This window comes from Thermosporothrix sp. COM3 (assembly GCF_059696735.1).
On sequence record NZ_AP019376.1, the window covers coordinates 6,507,550 to 6,523,744 of the forward strand.

The following is a 16,195-nucleotide window of genomic DNA, read 5'->3' on the forward strand; positions in this document are numbered from 1 at the left end:
GAGAAATATTAGAATAATGTTGGAATTTCTTCTCCCGGGAAATACTCCGCTTCAAGCTCCCTGACTATAGTCCTGTGCTCACTGAGAATTTCTAGCCAGGAAGCATGACCGGGCCCCAAAGATTTGTTATGCTTACCGGGGGCTCGTTGACGCAGATAAATACTGTGATGTTTCCGCCTCCACCATGACGTATTTTGCTGGTATGTAGAACGTAAAGAAACATATTGAACTGATAACACGTGTACAGATCAAACAGGGGAGTCTTTTTGTATGTCTGGTGTACGTGAGAATATAGCCGCTAAGGGTGTACTGGCGTATAATAGCGAGACAAATCGGCTGGAGCTGGATGGATATGAGTTGCAGCGGGGCGAATCTATCGAGATTCATGTTTTGGGATCCTGGATCCCGGGACAAATCGCTCTGGATTCGGGCGGCTGGTATCTATTTACGCTTGACCATGTGGGGATTCGGTTGCATAGTGGCTTGCCTGCACGCTTTTGTGACTCGCGGCGCTCGCTGGTAACAAAGAATGATAGCCTCCAACCCTCCTTTACTCCGCCTCCCTATGTGCTGATAGTCGATGATGACCCGGGCCTGCTGGATGCTTTGCCGCGCACCGTCTCTCTGCGTATTCCGGGCATTCGTATCGATATTGCCTCATCCTCGACCGAGGCTTTACGCCTGATACATGATAATCGTTACGATGCGATCATCAGTGATATCAAGATGCCGGGGATGGATGGCTTCGAGCTGCTGGAGCAGGCACGTAAGGTACGACCTGAGGTCCCTGTGCTGCTGATTACCGGTCATGGTGAGCATGATCTGGCGATTCGAGCGCTACGCGGTGGTGCATATGATTATATCCCCAAGCCCGTTGATCGTGATACGCTGATCGCGGCATTGTTGCGAGCAATTCAGGCATGTCAGTTACGGCGGCGGGTGGAAGAGCAACAGTTAGCGCTGGAAATCCATGCTCGCTCGCTTGAGTTGCAGGTACAACAGCGAACCCATGAGCTGTTTGAAGCCAATGCTACCAAAGATAAGGTTATCAGTCTGGTCAGCAGTGATTTGAAGGTGCCGCTTGCACGCTTAAAAGAGATGACCCAATTGATTCGACGCAAGCTCAGCAATGCGGACGTCGCCGAACTGGTCAGCCGGGGGTTTGCAGATATTGAGAGTCATCTTGAGCGGACCGAGGAGCTGGTCCAGGAGCTTCTGAACACATCTCGCATTGATGCAGGAAAGTTTATCGTTCACCGAGTACGTCAGAATCTGGTTGAGCTTTGTCGTACCTTCCTTGAGGAGTTCTGCACTGAGCAAAATGCATGTGTGACCTGTCAGTTTCTGGGTATGGAACTGGAAGCGGATGTAGATGCCGATCGCATCGCGCAGGTGTTACGCACGCTGCTCTCGAATGCATGTAAGCATGCCTCGAAGGAAGCTCCCATTACGATCACACTTCAGCAGTCGGGAGACGAGGCGATTATCAGCATCCGGAATGTGAGGAACGTGGAGGGGCCTGGCTCAGGGCTCTATGTTGCCCGGAAGATCATCGAGCGCCATGAAGGGCATCTGGAGATTCAGAGCTTTCCCCATGATCGCTGTGCCTTCTTCCTGATCCTGCCTTTACCTGCTGACGTACCGATGGCGCAACAGCAAGCTTCCCCGATGTTGCCGCGCACGCTTGCGGTCTGGACACTATCCGAACAGCTTCATGAGGAGGCATCTGGAACAAAACCTTCTCAACCGCCTGTATAACACGTCCCTCCTGGAAACAATTCATCTTTGTCTGTAGAAAGCCTCCGGCTGTGAGGAGGTTGAATATATCTGTCTTTTTTTTCCTTTCTTTCCTCACTTCCTGCCCCTCTTCTGAATTGCATCGGTGTATTTATGTCTATTAAAATTGCAATGCCCTGCTATTGCTTTGTGATGTTCTTTCTTTGCAAAGAAAGTAGATCAGTTCATTGCATTTTCTATCAATTTATGCTACAAAGTAGGGTATTATTATATGCATGGCGGTAAGGCATCTGCTTTACGCCCTGGACGGTTTGTTTCCGTTGAAATTGTGGAGGTTCTCCTATGGACGATGCCGTCTCTCGAAGCGAACGTCCTGTCACAGCCGCTACACAGGACTGGCAAGCGATCGAGCAGGACAATGATTTTCGTGCACTGGTCCGGACAAAACGCAATTTTATTCTCCCCGCAACCGTTTTCTTCCTGGTCTATTACTTCGCTTTTTTGATTATTGTTGGCTACGTTCCTGAATTCGCGAATGCGTCAGTACTGGGCAATATTAATGTTGCCTATCTGTTTGCCCTCTCGCAGTTTATTGTGACCTGGCTCTTAATGGGACTCTACGTCTGGCGTGCCGGGAAATTCGATGCGATGGCGCAGCGTATTCTTGAGAAAGTACGTGGAGGGCAGGCATGACAAAAGAGATGCAGACCCTGCTGATGTTTGGGGTCATTGTTGTGATCACACTGGTTGTCACGTACTGGGCCTCTCGCCGTATGCGTACGACCACCGACTTCTATGCAGCCGGGCGGCGCATTGGTGGGCTGCAAAATGGTTTGGCCGTTGCTGGTGACTATATGTCCGCCGCGTCGTTTCTAGGAATCGCCGGGTTGATTGCTTTCTTCGGATATGACGGCTTTATGTACTCGGTAGGCTTCCTGGTTGCCTACCTGACCGTGCTGTTTCTGGTCGCGGAGCCGCTGCGCAACACTGGAAAGTTTACGATGGCCGATGTGCTTTCCTTCCGTCTACGTCAGCGCTCAGTGCGCACTGTGGCGGCGATCTCAACGCTTGCGGTTACGTTGATCTATATGATCGCGCAGATGGTAGGAGCAGGTTCACTGGTTAATATTCTGGTGCCGACGCTTGACTATAACCTTGCCATTATCATCGTTGGCGTCCTGATGATCTGTTATGTGGTCTTCGGCGGTATGCTTGCGACGACATGGGTGCAGATTATCAAGGCCGTGTTGCTGATGGGAGGAACGTTCCTGCTCTCATTACTGGTGTTGTCGCATTATAACTTCTCTATTTCGGCCTTTTTTGATGCGATCAACCATGTGACGGGTCAGTATTGTACCGCTGGTGGTGTGTTGAAGAATGGTCAATGCACGGTGGGCGTGCCCGTGACCAAAACGTTCTTGCAGCCGGGACTGAAATATCACGGCACCTTTGGCCAACTTGACCTGATCTCTCTGGGTCTGGCGCTGGTGCTTGGCACTGCGGGCCTGCCTCACATACTGATGCGCTTCTATACTGTGCCCAATGCACGCACGGCTCGCTCGTCTGTGGTCTGGGCAACTGTCTTAATCGGCATTTTCTACATCTTAACGACATTTCTGGGATTTGGTGCGGCCCTGCTGGTGGGAAAGGAGCACATCAAAAATCAGAACCTGGCGGCACCGTTGCTGGCTGAAAGCGTTGGTGGACCGATTTTCCTGGCCTTTATTGCGGCAGTTGCGTTCGCGACGATTCTGGCCGTGGTGGCCGGTCTGACCATTGCGGGCTCTTCGGCTTTTGCACATGATATCTGGGTCAACGTGATTAAGGGTGGCAAAGAGAACGAGCGCGAACAGGTGCTTGTCGCGAAGGTCACGGCGGTGGTGATCGGTTTGGTCTCCATCGGGCTGGCGCTGCTCTTGCGCAATAGCAATGTCGCTTTCCTGGTAGGGCTGGCGTTTGCGGTTGCCGCAAGTGCGAATGTGCCGGCAATTGTGCTCACCCTGTTCTGGCGGCGCTTTAATACTGCCGGGATGATAGCCGGGATGCTGGCTGGACTGATTTCCTCTATCCTGCTGATCGTGGTCAGTCCGGCAATTATGGGGATTGATCCTCCTGGTACGCCTGCCAGTGCTGCGCACCTGATTCAGGCTCCGGCCCTGTTCCCGCTGGAAAATCCCGGCCTGATCTCGATCCCGCTTGGTTTCCTTGTCGCTATTGTTGTTTCTCTACTGACACGTGATGCAGCGGCTCGGGAGGCCTTTAGCGAGACGAATGTGCGAGCAAATCTTGGCATTAATGCTGAGGAGTAGAGCGCCAGAGGCTCTTATATGTACCGGCCTGTCCTACCCGGCAGGTCGGTTTTGCTCTTTTTCCCCATAGAAATATGCTCGTTTGCTCGGTAGAATGTGATACTATTATCAGTAGCGCTCCTGTTTTTGCGATTTTAATCCTTGATAGATAACCTTTTATCTTGTGAGAGCGGTAGAAAGGAGTTACCACATTCTATGGTTTCTTCCCACACAGAAGTAACGAGCGATCAGTATAAGCCTCGCAAAGAAGATCGGTTTAGTTTTGGCCTCTGGACAGTAGGGAATCGCGGGCGTGATCCCTTTGGTGATTTTGTGCGTCCCGAGCTTGCCCCGGTGAAAACAGTACAGAAGCTTGCCGAACTGGGAGCCTGGGGGGTCAGCTTCCATGACAACGACCTTGTTCCTTTTGGAGCATCTGCACAGGAGCGTGACCGCATTGTCCGTGAGTTCAAGAAAGCACTCGCAGACAATGATATGGTGGTGCCGATGGCGACCACAAACCTCTTTTTCCATCCGATATTTAAGGACGGCGCCTTTACTGCGGTTGATCCTGCCGTGCGGGCCTTTGCTTTGCAGAAGACAATGGCGGCGATCGATCTCGGTGCTGAAGTTGGCGCGAAAACCTATGTCTTCTGGGGCGGGCGCGAGGGCGTCGATGCGGAGGCCTCAAAAGATCCGGTGGAGTCGGTTAAGCGGATGCGTGAGGCGCTTAATTTCCTGATCCAGTATGTGAAGGATCAGGGCTATGAGATGCGCTTTGCCCTTGAACCCAAGCCCAATGAGCCGCGTTCGGATACTTATTTGCCAACCATCGGACATATGCTGGCCTTTATCAACACGCTGGATGATCCCTCTATGGTTGGCGTGAATCCGGAAGTGGCCCATGAACATATGGCAGGCTTGAACTTTGTGCATGGCGTCGCTCAGGCACTGGACGCGGGCAAATTGTTCCATATTGACCTGAACGATCAGAAGGGCCCGCGCTACGATCAGGATTTCCGCTTTGGTAGTGAAAATATCAAGAGTATGTTCTTCCTGGTCAAGCTGCTTGAGGAGAAGGGCTACACGGGCGCACGCCACTTTGATGCGCACGCCTATCGCACCGAGGACGAGCAGGGAGTCTGGGATTTCGCGCTCGGTTGTATGCGAACGTACAATATGTTAAAAGAGAAGGTGCGCCGTTTTAACGCTGATCCTGAGATCAAGGCCCTGCTACAGCAGTTGCATGGTGGCGATCAGACATATGGTGGCCTGTTAGGGGAATACAGCAAAGAGAAAGCGCAGAAACTGAAGGGGACTCAGTTCGATGTTGATGTGCTGGCAAATCGCGGGTATCAGTATGAGAAGCTCGATCAACTCACGATTGAAATTCTTCTGGGTACTCGCTAGCAGGTAGGCGCTTCCTGACAGTATTGTATTTTCCTGCGAGAAGGCGTCCAAGAGCGAGGCTGGACGTCTTCTTTCTCTCATCATCGGTCGAGATATTGCATAATAAACAGCAAAATGAGATGATACAGCATAGAAGCAGGCGTCTTTGTCAGGGAGGTATCTTTTGTTATGGTAGTGCCATCAGATGAGCAGATAAGACGGGAGGAACAGGCCGCCGATATGCCTTCAACCCCTACATATTCAATTGTTGCCCCTGTTTTTGATGAGGAGGAGACGTTACCCCATTTTTATCAGACAGTGGTGAACGTGATGGAGGAGGTTGGAGAGCCGTTTGAGCTGGTGCTGATAAATGATGGAAGCCGTGACGGGTCGTATGAGATTATGCGTCAGCTCCATGCGCGTGATGGGCGGGTTCGGGTGATTAACTTCTCCCGCAACTTCGGACACCAGATCGCGATCTCTGCCGGGCTGGATTATGCCCGAGGCAAAGCTGTGGTAATTATCGACTCGGATTTGCAGGATCCGCCTGAAGTTATCCCTGAACTGATCGAGCGCTGGAAGGAAGGAGCTCAGGTCGTCTATGCGCAGCGAAGCCATAGGCGCGGTGAGACGTTTTTTAAGCTCTGGACGGCGGCGCTCTTTTACCGTTTGATTGAACGCATTACCTCTGTTCGGATTCCTCGTGATACCGGTGATTTTCGCTTGCTTGATCGGCACGTCGTTGATGTCCTGGTCCAGATGCGGGAACAGCATCGCTTTATGCGTGGGCTTTCTGTCTGGGTTGGATTTCGTCAGGTCATGGTGCCCTATGAGCGGCATGAGCGCTTTGCTGGAACTACCAAGTATCCTCTGCGCAAGATGGTTAAGTTCTCGCTTGACGCGATTACCAGTTTCAGTCATTTGCCTTTGAAGCTGGCGACCACTTTTGGCTTTATTCTGGCAATTATCAGTCTGCTTGGTATTCTGGTGGCGGCTGCTATTCGCCTGTTTACCGGGCAGATTGTGGGTCAGGCGTCAACTCTGATCCTGGTCCTCTTTATGGGGGGCATTCAGCTCATCTTCCTGGGCATTATTGGTGAGTATCTCGGGCGTATTTATGATGAGGTTCGCAGGCGTCCGCTCTATATTGTGAGCGAGGTACTTGATTCAGAAGAAGGGAAGAAATAAGGATGTGGGAGAGCCAGTAGAACAGCTCTCCCAATTGTTTACCTTTCCTCACGGTTGATTGCTCCAATGGCCTTACTGACATCGGAAGGCTTATTGTAGTTTTGCTCAGGAAGCTGTTCCAGCACATCGCAAACATTCTCATCTGCCTTGTTCTTTTTGGCGCAATCAACGAGATCCTTTTTACTGGCCGGATAATTGACCCCTTTCAGAAATTTCTCGGCCTGAATCGGGTTTATCTTTGCCATATCGGTATCTCCTTTTCTGCTCTTCAACAACTGACACGGTTCTCCTTTTTCCTGTCACGATCCTGTGTAGAAGAGCGTAACAGGGAGAACTCATGCAGTTGGTAGAGAGATGCCAAAGTGCTGAAGTAGCGCCTGATGATAGGCATTTCGATCTGCGATCGAGTATTCGATCCGCTCTGTTCCTCTGGTGACAATGAGGCGGTCGTCACGCAGCGTAATGCGCCCATCAGGCGTGACACGAGAACAGACAGCTCGCTGAGTGAAGTGAGATTGTGGGGAGGTCTGTTGATACTGACACATCTCGTTAAACGCTTCCAGCGGCTGTGGTTCTAACGTGAAGCGATGTTCAATGTTCCAGTCCTTGCCGAGCGGACGCCGATACAGCACATAGTATGGCGTTTCTCCCTGCTCGATACGATAGCTGCCGTTTGCCTGTTCCTGTTCCTCGTGGAGGACAAAGCGAAGCGGCTCAAGGAAGCAGTCTCCAAAGCCAACATCAGCCAGCCAGTCTTCAGGGCTATCAACACAGCGAACCCGCAGCAGCATATGGTCAAAATCGGGGCCAAAGGAGCCCTCTCCATTGCTCACCCCGGCGGAAAGTCGATCTACTTCAAATCCAAGCGTACTTAATAACTGTGCGAACAGACCATTTAGCTCATAGCAGAAGCCGCCCCGTTGCTGCTGGACGATTTTCTGATACAGCGCCGTTTCATCCAGCACGATGGGCCTCTTGATGTGGATATCCAGATTTTCAAATGGAACTGTTTCCAGATGCTTCCGATGTAGTTCGCGGAGCACGGCAGTTGTGGGCTCAAGCGAGCCCGTATAGCCGATACGTTGACAGTATGCAGTGATATCAAGAGACATATGTTGACTTTCCTTCCTGAATACAAAGAATTCTGCTCAAACTATATCAGAGAAAAAATCCTGTTCCCACGGACAAAAGGACAGAGATGCATCTTTGTTTACGCCATCAATGTGAGTGCAGAATTATCAAAAATGATAGTAAAATAAGAGTATATATGAAGCGAGGTAAAGGGATGTAAGAAGGGAAGATGCCATGAACGAGCCAGAATGCTATTGTCAGGTCTGTGGAGCTGCCAATGCTGCAAATGTTGAAAGATGTTTTGCCTGCGCTGAATTGCTGCGAGGAGAGGAAGAGAGACTGCTACAGCAGCGCTATCGCTTGCTCGAACAGATCGGGAGTGGTGGGTTTGGGGCTGTGTATAAGGTTGCGGATACTCGTATGCATGGGACTATCCGTGCGCTCAAGCAGGTCAATTTACGAGGCCTGACCCCGGAGCAGGCAATTGAGGCCACAGATGCATTTCATCGAGAAGTGCAAATTCTTTCTCTGTTGCGGCATCCGCATGTACCCCGTCTCTATGACCACTTTTATGATGCCGAACACTGGTATCTTGTGCTTGAGTATATTCAAGGGGAGACGCTCGAACACTATCTCGAACGCAAGCGCCCCCTTCAGGCCTTTGCCCCATTACTTCCGCTTCCCGAGATTCTGGATATAGCGCTTCAGGTTTGCGAAGTGCTGGAATACCTGCATGCGCGGCAACCGACCATTGTGTATCGTGATCTCAAACCCTCGAATATCATGCTGACCCGAGATGGTCACCTCTATCTGATCGATTTCGGGATTGCCCGTCGGTATAGGCCCGGGCAGGAAAAAGATACCATCCCGTTTGGCTCTCCAGGCTATGCCGCGCCCGAACAATATGGCAAAGTCCAGACGACACCGGCTTCGGACATCTACAGTCTGGGGGCTCTGCTCCATTTTCTGCTTTCTGGCGATGACCCGGCGGAACATCCCTTTCAGTTTACCCCGTTGCGGCTGGAACAGATGCAGAGGCTGGCGTCTCTGGTGATGCAGATGGTTGAGCTTGAAGTGCAGCGTCGCCCTCGACAGATTGCCGATGTTCGGGCACAATTGCTCTATTGCAGTGACCATGCACTTTTCGCATTGCCTTCACAGCGGCGGGCCCTCCTGTCAGGGTCATTCTCATCGCCGACTGGATCGGGGAAGCAGGTGCAGCAACTTGTCTATCCATCGGCACTGGCAGCGAGCACACAGGCGAAAATAAAAGTGCTGCGCCGTCGGCTTATCATTCGGGGTTTGCTTGCTGGAACAGCAGTCGCCTTGCTGGCAAGCTCTCTGGGCTCATCCTGGTTTCAGCTACCGATAATTCCTCAGCAGAACGACGCAGGAAAAACGCTCTACCTCAACATGGCGCTCGCGCCCGGCGGAAGCTATCTTGCATATAGTACGGACATGGGCGAAGTGATACTGAAGGATTTCAGGAGCGAGTGGGAGCATGTGCTGTTTGCCGAGCGTTATTTTCTTCTTTCGGCGTTGAACTGGTCCGCAGATGGGAGGTCCCTTGCTTCAGCAAACACAGGTGGCTATGTCTCGATCTGGGAGGCGGCCACCGGTAGACAGCTTGCTTACTATCAGGCGCGTGTAGATGGAAGATCTGAGGAGATGCGGACACTGCTAGCCTGGGCTCCCGAGAATACCATGCTTGCGGCTGCCCATCTGCTGGATAAAAGCCTCAAGCTCTGTGTGTGGAATATCAAGCGGCAGGAGGTGACGGTGCTGCTTGAGGGGACAGAAGCAAGTGAGTTAGTGGCGCTTGATTGGTCCCCTGATAGCTCACAATTGGCGCTTGGCTATCGCAATGGTCTGGTGCGGCTGCTTGACGTTGCCAGCAAGACAATCGTTGCCTCCTGGCATACCATTAATGATCCAGCCTCTCAAAGTGTGTTACGAGCCATTCGCTGGTCTCCAGAGGGCAGATATCTGGCTGTGATGGGACCGGAGCAGGCATTAGCGCTCTGGAATGTTCATACAGGGGTGCGGAGTCTGGGGATTATGCCCGGTGTGATAGATGGTTCTCTGCTGTTGTGGTCTGCAAATGGGCGCTACCTTGCGGCGGTCTTTCTACCCGACTGTCTGCTGCTCTGGGATACCGCTTCGGGGTTGACCTTCCAGACGCGACGGGTGCCGGGACTGCAAGCCATTGCCCGGGGTAAGGGGACGGATGAACTTCTGCTGATGTATAAGACATTGCAGCTTGAACGCTGGAAATATGTTTGAAGGTCAGGCAGGGAAAAGGGACCTCCTTTCCCTGCCGCTTTGCGGGTTATGCCTGAAGGAAACTATCGCCATGCTCTTCATAGAGGTGCTGCGCATTGACCGGCTCAAAATCGCCTTCCTCGGTGCGCGTGTACTCGGTGCGGATCTCGCCGCGAGAGATCGCCAGCAGGCCTGAGGCCAGGCGGTCAACATCATCTTTGGTGTTGCTCAGGCTGAAGCTGGCACGTACCATGCCGGGAAGATCGACCGGAAGCCCGGCAATAAGGCGGTCTCGTGCTTCTGCTGCGTCCTCCTCGGAGATACCAAGCAGGTGAGCCACATAGAGATGAGCACAGAAGCAGCCGCTGCGTACGCCAACACCCCATTCGTTTGCCAGAATAGCCGCGACCTCTCCATAATGGCGCCCTTCCATGTTGAAGCAGATCACACCAAGTCTGTCTTCTGCCCCGCTCAAAAAATGCTCCCAGGAAGGGCCATAGAGCTTGAGCCCGGGAATCGCTTGCAGTCGCCGGATAGCGTATTCTGTTAGCTCACGCTCGTGTTCCGCGACGCGATCCATGCCATAACGCATGAGCTCTTCGAGTGCAGCCGCCATTGCGACCACACCAATGACGTTCGGAGACCCCGCCTCTTCCAGATCGGGGCCGGTTGCCCATTTGATGCCCGAGTTGGTGACAAGACAGGCGGTGCCGCCTCCAACAAGCATCGGTTCCCCATCAACAAAGAGTGTTGCTGGAACAACCAGCGCACCAGTGCCATAGGGAGCATAGAGCTTATGTCCTGAGAAGGCCACAATATCGATGGCATCGGCAGTGCCCGGAGTGCCCATATCCAGGGTGCGGTGGGGTGCAAGCTGTGCGGCATCGACGGCGATCAATGCGCCATGTGCGTGAGCAAGCCGCGCGGCGCGCCGAATATCGGTGATCAGGCCGCTGACATTGGATGCTGCGGTAATAGTGACAAGACGTACCTTGCCATTATGATGCTGAAGCCGCTGTTCCAGAGCCTCCATATCAATACGCCCTTCCGCTGTGACATCAATGATCTCGTGGGCGCGACGGAACCAGGGAAGCAGGTTCGAGTGATGTTCCATACGAGTGCTCAGGACCAGCTCATCCGGTTCAAGCTGGATGCGATGGGAAAGCAGATTGATCGCTTCGGTTGTATTGCGCACAAATATTACGACATGTGTCGCAGGGGTGGCTCCAACAAAGCGCATCACTGCATCGCGAGCCTTTTCGTAAAGGTGAGTGGAGAGGCGGGATTTATAGCCAGAGCCGCGATGGACGCTGGAATACCAGGGAAGAAAATCATCTACCGCCTGCCGAACTTTGACCAGTGGTGAGGTGCTGGCAGCGCTATCGAGATTGACATAACGTACTCGTTCGCCGTTGTAAAGAGGAACTTCTGTCTTCACGCCTACCACGCGTGGTCGCTGTGCATTGGGTCGTTTGGTTTGCCGGGTATCCGCTGTCATTGTCATTGGTGCGTTTCCTTCCAAAATATACTTGTTCCTTCTTTTGGGGGGAGGGAATGCTTCCTTGTATCGAAGTATACTCTATCCAGTATTGAAATATCAAGTATCACTTCTATGTGAATTGCATAGGAAGTAGAGTTGATAGAGTTGATAATGTAAGTCAGCTTTTGCCTGCCCGTTCTTGCCTCTGATTCGAGAAAAGGTAGAGGCAGAAAAAAAGACACAGGAAGATCGCTTGTTCCTGTGTCTTTTGCTCATCTTTGCAAGTTGTGGGCTATGCCTGCTTGAGCGTCGCCTTTAAGCGGATATCGACGGCGGCCAGCGCTTTTGAAACCGGGCAGTTCTTCTTTGCATCTTCGGCGATTTCCTGGAATTTTGCCTCGTCGATGCCCGGGACAACAGCAACGGTTTCCAGCTCAATGGGGTTGATTGCGAAGCCCCCATCTTTTGGCGTGAAATGGACGTTGGCAGTCGTCTGGACGCTGGTTGGATTGTAGCCAGCCTTGCCCAGAGCCGCGTTCAAGGCCATTGAGTAGCAGCCTGCGTGCGCTGCCGCGATAAGCTCTTCGGGATTTGTGATGCTGGTATCATCACCCATGCGTGAACGGAAGGAATAGTCGCCCTCGAAGACACCGCTTCCAAGCTTCATATGTCCCTTTCCGTCTTGCAGGGAACCTTTCCATTCAGCGGTTGCTTTACGAATTGCCATAGTGCAAAATCTCCTTCACTATTAAGCTGATATATCAATAGGAGAGTTCAGGCATAACTACTGTATCTACTATATCACGTCATGAGTTGGAACAGCTATGGCATCCACCGAATGGGAGAGGCGCTAGTGCTGTGTGTCCTCCCGGAGCGCCAGCAGGCCTAGTGTATAGGTCAGGCCGTCTTCAAGCAATCCCGCAATGGGATCGGGAATGTGTGTCTTTTTCGCCAGAAATGAGCGAGCATGGGTTCCCGCATACGCACCCAGACCTGCACCCAGCGCTCCTAATAGCGCCGAGGGCAGCCGCAACTGCCCGGTGCCTCGACCGAGACTGTATCCTCCGAGAGCACCAAATCCCAGCCGCGTGAGCAAGGGCAGCCCTTTTGTACGTGGTGGCAGGATAGGCAACTTATCACCGATGAGCTCGCCCGAGGCAAGTAAGGTTGTCAGGTTGCGGGTAAAACGAGAAGTAAGTAAGGTGATGAGCTGATTGTCCGATTGAATCTTCCGAGCTTTTGTCCATTCCAGGAGGACGGGACCGGCCATTGAACGAAGTCCGATAGCGAAGCCAAGCAACGCAGACCGTAGCAGTGTCTTTTGCGGCGTGAAATGTGCATATGAGGCCTGTTTCTTCATACTCTCCCCTTCCTGTTCTTGAGATCAGCTGCTGATTTTCTCCTGTCAGGGGCTAACACGTCGCTCAAGGTGTTGCTGTTTCTGTGATTTTAAAAATAGAAACTCGCTCTCCAATTGAGAAATATGTGCTGCATTTGTTGAAACGTATGTGCGTTAATCGGAAAAGACGAAAAGAGATAGACAGAAACATTGACAAAAAGGCCTCTCTGGTGTATTTAAACCATATTGGGTGTATGAGCTACATGTATCTCTCTTTCTTTGCGAAATGAATATATTTGTATTGATGAGCTTTGTGAAATTTTTCTCTGTAGTATCGTATTAGGTAAAGTTAGACTTGCTTGTTGTAAGAATTGACTTGCTTATTTGGAACAGGAGGTAAGAGAAGAATCAGAGAAGATGAAAGGATTTCATTAACATACTGCAGGGATAATGCAATCTGGCGGGCTGAAAGCCGCAGTGTTTCCGAAGGAGGATAGAATGCTTCAAACGCCCGGACGACGTGTTCCCATTGTCTCCTTTTTCTCTTTTATTGCTGTTGTACTTCTGTTTACAGGCTGCGCTCCACAAGGAACACCCACCACAAACAAGCCCGGCGGCCCGGTACAAAAGGGAGGAACCTGGGTCGTAGACCTGTTTAACGAGCCCGATTCCTTAATTCCGAATGCCTCTTCACAGACCTTTGCCTATCTGGTGGATCAATCCCTCTATGCCCCCTTGTTTGTCGGTGATACCGAAGGCCATATCCAGCCGGGAATTGCAACCGAGCTGCCGACAACCGAGAATGGTGGGATCAGTTCCGATCTCAAAACCTGGACCTTCAAACTACGCCCTGGTCTGAAATGGTCGGATGGGCAGCCTCTGACCGCTGAGGATGTTGATTTCACCTGGCGATTGTGGATGAATCCGAAATTCGCCGCCGCTGATACAGTTGCGTTCCGTCTGATCGAGTCCACACAGATTTCATCTGACAAGCTCTCGATTACCTTTAAGCTCAAAGAGCCATACGCGCCGTTTATTGCGTCCTGGACTGATGGCTATCATGCTCCCATGCCGAAACATCATTTTGAGAGTATGGATCCCTCAGAGATCAAGAAAGCGGAAGGCCTCAATCCGAAGGTAGTCAGTGGGCCCTTCAAGATGAAGGAGAGCAAGCCCGGCGTTCAGTATGCAGTGGTGCGCAACGAGAACTATTATCGGGCAAGCGAAGGATATCCCTATCTGGATAGTGTGGTCTTTCGAGCTGTCCCGAACCAGGATACGATTTTGAAAGACCTGCAAGCGGGCACCGCTGATTCAGCCTGGTTCCTGGATGTGACCAAGCTGGATGCATATAAGGCATTACAGGACTATGAGGTTGTGCAGTACCAGTCCTCGTACTATGAGGCGATTCACTTCAACTTTAATAATCCCGCACTGAAGGATGTCAACGTGCGTAAAGCGATCAATATGGCGATTGATCGTGATGAGCTGGTTAAAACGGCGCGCCTCGGGCAGGGAAAGCCGCTCTGTGTTGATCATGGTCCGGCCTATGATCCTGGCTATCAGCCTGACATTCAGTGCCCGAAGTTTGATATTGATGGGGCAAACAAGCTGCTCGATCAGGCAGGATGGGTCAAGGGAAGCGATGGGGTCCGGCAGAAGAACGGGCTCCGGCTGGAATTCCAGTATTCCACCACGGCTAAGAATCGCTGGCGTGAGCGTGACCAGTTAATTAACCAGGACAACTTCAAGAAGATTGGTATCAAGGTGAACATCTCGAACTATCCGGCGAATACCTTCTTTGGCTCGCTCCTGCCTGAAGGCAAGCCTGGCAAATACGATCTCGCCGAGTGGGGTTCTAGCTATAGCAATGACCCTAATAACTCGTCAATGTACGCTTGTAGCCAGATTCCGCCGAAAGGCCAGAACTACAACTTCTATTGTGATCCTGAGTTTGATAAATTACTTGCTCAGCAGGTAGCGACGGCTGACAAGGCGAAGCGGCAGCAGATCTTTAACCAGCTTCATCAGAAGATGATTGATGACGCCGTTATCGCGTCAATGTTTGCCCTGGTTGATCTGGCCGTCCATAAGAAAGGGACAAATAACTATAAACCCAGTCCATTTGGGCCTTCTGAAACCATTAACGTCTGGGAATGGTGGTGTGATGGCGGTAAGTGTCCACATTCCTGAGTGTACGATTTGAATTTCCTGCTGTTTCCTCAACCCGTTGTGTCTCCGGTCGGTGCCATCCGCCCGGGGGCACACTCTAGTATCGAATCGTAAACCTGTTCATGGGAATGGTCAGAAGCGATTTTCACCCGTATTCATGGCCTCTTTGCCCTTAATGGGCGGTAGGAGCGTGTGACAACGCTTCGCATTCCTTCCGCTCCTCTCTCATCGAGGAGGAGGCTTGCGACAGTCCTCAAAGACTGCTGAGGGTTGAAACTGGGAGTAAAAAAAGTATGGGCCGATATATCATCAGGCGTTTGTTACAGGCAATTCCTCTGTTGTTACTGCTTTCCATCTTTATGTTTGCGCTGATTCACCTGTTGCCCGGCGGACCCGAGGCTATTCTGGTGAACCCGAATATGGATGCAGAGGGACGCAAGGCGCTGCGTGCCAGTCTTGGGCTTGACGACCCACTTCCTATCCAGTATTTGAAATGGCTTGCGAACGCGGTGCGGGGTGATTTTGGCTTCTCTTTCTTCACCAATCAGCCCGTTTCGACGGTTATCGCGGAGCGCTTCCCCCCGACAATAGAGCTGTTTCTGCTGGCGCTGTTGCTCTCGCTAATCCTGGCGATTGTGCTTGGTACCATTTCCGCGTATCGGCAGGGTCGCTTTATCGATTATGCGATTACGACAGTGGCCTATTTTGGCATCTCCATGCCAATTTTCTTGCTTGGTCTGCTGATGCAGGAAATCTTCTCTCGCCGCTTGCAGTGGCTTCCCCCTTCGGGCATTACGACGGCTGGAATGTCCTATGATGCATTTAACGGCTTTCTGGACCATATGCTTCATGTCGCGATGCCGATGCTGGTTCTGGCGATCACCTTTACGGCCCGGTGGAGTCGCTATATGCGCTCAAGTATGCTGGATGTGACCAAGCAAGACTACATGCGTACAGCTCGTGCAAAAGGTCTGGCAACAACGCCGCTGCTGGTTCGACACGCGTTACGCAACGCGGTCATCCCGCTTATCACGGTGGTTGCCATTGATTTTGGCAGTGTGGCCGGGGGGGCGACGATTACGGAGGGCGTGTTTGCCTGGCCCGGGATGGGTCAGCTCTTTCTCCGCTCATTGGATCAGCGTGACTTCCCGGTGTTGCTGGCGATTCTCATGCTGAGCGCTTTCTTCGTCATCCTTTCCAATCTGCTCGCTGATATCCTTTATGCAATTATGGATCCCCGCATTCGCTACTCGTGAGGAAGGTTCGCCC

At 51.9% G+C, this 16,195-nt stretch carries 13 protein-coding genes; 8 read left to right on the forward strand and 5 right to left on the reverse strand.

Annotation, left to right across the window (positions count from 1 at the left end; translation table 11 throughout):
• Positions 1–270 precede the first annotated feature (270 nt).
• From KTH_RS27815 to KTH_RS27835, 5 genes are all read left to right on the forward strand, one after another.
• Complete coding sequence (locus KTH_RS27815) at positions 271–1,758, forward strand: response regulator (protein WP_111320193.1); 1,488 nt, start codon at positions 271–273, stop codon at positions 1,756–1,758.
• Positions 1,759–2,079: 321 nt separating this feature from the next.
• Positions 2,080–2,430, forward strand: a complete 351-nt coding sequence (locus tag KTH_RS27820; RefSeq protein ID WP_111320195.1) for a DUF485 domain-containing protein — start codon at positions 2,080–2,082, stop codon at positions 2,428–2,430.
• Positions 2,427–4,046, forward strand: coding sequence for a solute symporter family protein (locus KTH_RS27825; RefSeq protein ID WP_497622135.1), 1,620 nt, complete (start codon positions 2,427–2,429; stop codon positions 4,044–4,046). Before KTH_RS27820 ends, KTH_RS27825 begins: the two co-directional genes overlap by 4 nt.
• Before the next feature lie 195 nt (positions 4,047–4,241).
• Positions 4,242–5,435, forward strand: a complete 1,194-nt coding sequence (gene xylA / locus KTH_RS27830) for a xylose isomerase (protein ID WP_111320197.1) — start codon at positions 4,242–4,244, stop codon at positions 5,433–5,435.
• A 219-nt stretch (positions 5,436–5,654) separates the two neighbouring features.
• Positions 5,655–6,602, forward strand: coding sequence for a glycosyltransferase (locus KTH_RS27835; RefSeq protein WP_170142452.1), 948 nt, complete (start codon positions 5,655–5,657; stop codon positions 6,600–6,602).
• 38 nt (positions 6,603–6,640) lie between these two features.
• Here KTH_RS27835 and KTH_RS27840 read toward each other — a convergent pair whose 3' ends face one another.
• Both KTH_RS27840 and KTH_RS27845 read right to left on the reverse strand, forming a co-directional pair.
• Entirely contained in the window at positions 6,641–6,847 is a 207-nt protein-coding gene (locus tag KTH_RS27840) for a DUF2795 domain-containing protein (protein ID WP_497622137.1), read from the reverse strand.
• A 90-nt stretch (positions 6,848–6,937) separates the two neighbouring features.
• A complete protein-coding gene (locus tag KTH_RS27845) occupies positions 6,938–7,714 on the reverse strand; it encodes an arylamine N-acetyltransferase family protein (RefSeq protein ID WP_497622138.1) in 777 nt (258 codons plus the stop codon).
• A gap of 193 nt (positions 7,715–7,907) precedes the next feature.
• Here KTH_RS27845 and KTH_RS27850 point away from each other — a divergent pair, with 193 nt between their 5' ends.
• Positions 7,908–9,956: a WD40 repeat domain-containing serine/threonine protein kinase gene (locus KTH_RS27850; protein WP_497622140.1), complete on the forward strand. Its 2,049-nt coding sequence runs from the start codon at positions 7,908–7,910 to the stop codon at positions 9,954–9,956.
• Between the two features lie 46 nt (positions 9,957–10,002).
• Here the strand turns inward: KTH_RS27850 and KTH_RS27855 are convergent, their stop codons facing one another.
• The 3 genes from KTH_RS27855 to KTH_RS27865 all read right to left on the reverse strand — a co-directional run bounded on the left by KTH_RS27855 (position 10,003) and on the right by KTH_RS27865 (position 12,775).
• On the reverse strand, positions 10,003–11,439 hold the full coding sequence (locus tag KTH_RS27855; RefSeq protein ID WP_497622142.1) for an aminotransferase class V-fold PLP-dependent enzyme: 1,437 nt from the start codon (positions 11,437–11,439) through the stop codon (positions 10,003–10,005).
• Positions 11,440–11,707: 268 nt separating this feature from the next.
• Positions 11,708–12,142, reverse strand: a complete 435-nt coding sequence (locus KTH_RS27860; RefSeq protein WP_111320211.1) for an OsmC family protein — start codon at positions 12,140–12,142, stop codon at positions 11,708–11,710.
• A 123-nt stretch (positions 12,143–12,265) separates the two neighbouring features.
• The gene (locus KTH_RS27865) at positions 12,266–12,775 is read right to left on the reverse strand and encodes a hypothetical protein (protein WP_497622144.1); all 510 of its coding nucleotides are present in this window, start codon (positions 12,773–12,775) and stop codon (positions 12,266–12,268) included.
• Positions 12,776–13,252: 477 nt separating this feature from the next.
• Here KTH_RS27865 and KTH_RS27870 point away from each other — a divergent pair, with 477 nt between their 5' ends.
• Both KTH_RS27870 and KTH_RS27875 read left to right on the forward strand, forming a co-directional pair.
• A complete protein-coding gene (locus KTH_RS27870) occupies positions 13,253–14,947 on the forward strand; it encodes an ABC transporter substrate-binding protein (RefSeq protein ID WP_497622145.1) in 1,695 nt (564 codons plus the stop codon).
• 272 nt (positions 14,948–15,219) lie between these two features.
• On the forward strand, positions 15,220–16,182 hold the full coding sequence (locus tag KTH_RS27875) for an ABC transporter permease (RefSeq protein ID WP_497622147.1): 963 nt from the start codon (positions 15,220–15,222) through the stop codon (positions 16,180–16,182).
• Positions 16,183–16,195 lie beyond the last annotated feature (13 nt).

Excerpts from the sequence above, each read along its gene's own strand:
- KTH_RS27870 (WP_497622145.1), top strand. The coding sequence starts at position 13,253 with ATGCTTCAAACGCCCGGACGACGTGTTCCCATTGTCTCCTTTTTCTCT.
- KTH_RS27825 (WP_497622135.1), top strand. The coding sequence starts at position 2,427 with ATGACAAAAGAGATGCAGACCCTGCTGATGTTTGGGGTCATTGTTGTG.
- KTH_RS27875 (WP_497622147.1), top strand. The coding sequence starts at position 15,220 with ATGGGCCGATATATCATCAGGCGTTTGTTACAGGCAATTCCTCTGTTG.
- KTH_RS27815 (WP_111320193.1), top strand. The coding sequence starts at position 271 with ATGTCTGGTGTACGTGAGAATATAGCCGCTAAGGGTGTACTGGCGTAT.
- KTH_RS27845 (WP_497622138.1), bottom strand. The coding sequence starts at position 7,714 with ATGTCTCTTGATATCACTGCATACTGTCAACGTATCGGCTATACGGGC.
- KTH_RS27820 (WP_111320195.1), top strand. The coding sequence starts at position 2,080 with ATGGACGATGCCGTCTCTCGAAGCGAACGTCCTGTCACAGCCGCTACA.
- KTH_RS27860 (WP_111320211.1), bottom strand. The coding sequence starts at position 12,142 with ATGGCAATTCGTAAAGCAACCGCTGAATGGAAAGGTTCCCTGCAAGAC.
- xylA (WP_111320197.1), top strand. The coding sequence starts at position 4,242 with ATGGTTTCTTCCCACACAGAAGTAACGAGCGATCAGTATAAGCCTCGC.
- KTH_RS27850 (WP_497622140.1), top strand. The coding sequence starts at position 7,908 with ATGAACGAGCCAGAATGCTATTGTCAGGTCTGTGGAGCTGCCAATGCT.
- KTH_RS27865 (WP_497622144.1), bottom strand. The coding sequence starts at position 12,775 with ATGAAGAAACAGGCCTCATATGCACATTTCACGCCGCAAAAGACACTG.
- KTH_RS27835 (WP_170142452.1), top strand. The coding sequence starts at position 5,655 with ATGCCTTCAACCCCTACATATTCAATTGTTGCCCCTGTTTTTGATGAG.
- KTH_RS27840 (WP_497622137.1), bottom strand. The coding sequence starts at position 6,847 with ATGGCAAAGATAAACCCGATTCAGGCCGAGAAATTTCTGAAAGGGGTC.
- KTH_RS27855 (WP_497622142.1), bottom strand. The coding sequence starts at position 11,439 with ATGACAATGACAGCGGATACCCGGCAAACCAAACGACCCAATGCACAG.